Origin of the sequence: Psychrobacter sp. TB20-MNA-CIBAN-0197 (genome assembly GCF_040309765.1) — a bacterium.
Taxonomy (GTDB): Bacteria; Pseudomonadota; Gammaproteobacteria; order Pseudomonadales; family Moraxellaceae; genus Psychrobacter; species Psychrobacter submarinus.
This window is the reverse complement of record NZ_JBEOPC010000089.1, coordinates 1-512: the sequence shown is the minus strand read 5'-3', so window position 1 is coordinate 512 and position 512 is coordinate 1. Positions and strand designations below refer to the sequence as shown.

Genomic DNA, 512 nt, shown 5'->3' with positions numbered 1-512 from the left:
TATAGTTAAGTCTTTATAAAATCGATACAGCCCATATCATAAAACAGTTTAGGGAGATTATTCTCCATCCACCCTTGGCGCAGAAACTTAGCCTGTGCCCATTTTTTCTCAATAGGGTTCAGATCAGGGCTGTACGGCGGCAGCCAAAGAATACGATGGCCATGTCTGTTTAATAGTTTTTGAATGCGTTTGCTTTTATGAAACCGAGCGTTATCCATGACAATCACGCATTTAGTCTTGAGACTTGGAATTAAAGTGTGTTTGCACCAGTCGTAGAATATGGTGCCATTGATGTTCTGCTCAAAGTAATCAAGCGCAAAAAGCATTTTTTCATAGAGAGCTCCGATGACGTTGGTTCGCTTTTTTGCTTGCCAGTTGTAGCTATCGATACAGGGTGTACCAATCGGTGCATAGCCATGAGAACGAATGGTTTCAGCCTCAAAGCCGCTTTCATCCATATAGACAATGGGGTAGCCTTGCTGCGTAAAGCTATCAAGCTTATTCTGGAATAC

1 protein-coding gene is annotated in these 512 nt (G+C 42.2%); it reads right to left on the bottom strand.

Annotation, left to right across the window (positions count from 1 at the left end):
- Positions 1–5 precede the first annotated feature (5 nt).
- On the bottom strand, positions 6–512 hold a 507-nt coding region (locus AAEY83_RS12785), incomplete at its 5' end, for an IS630 family transposase (RefSeq protein ID WP_351059256.1).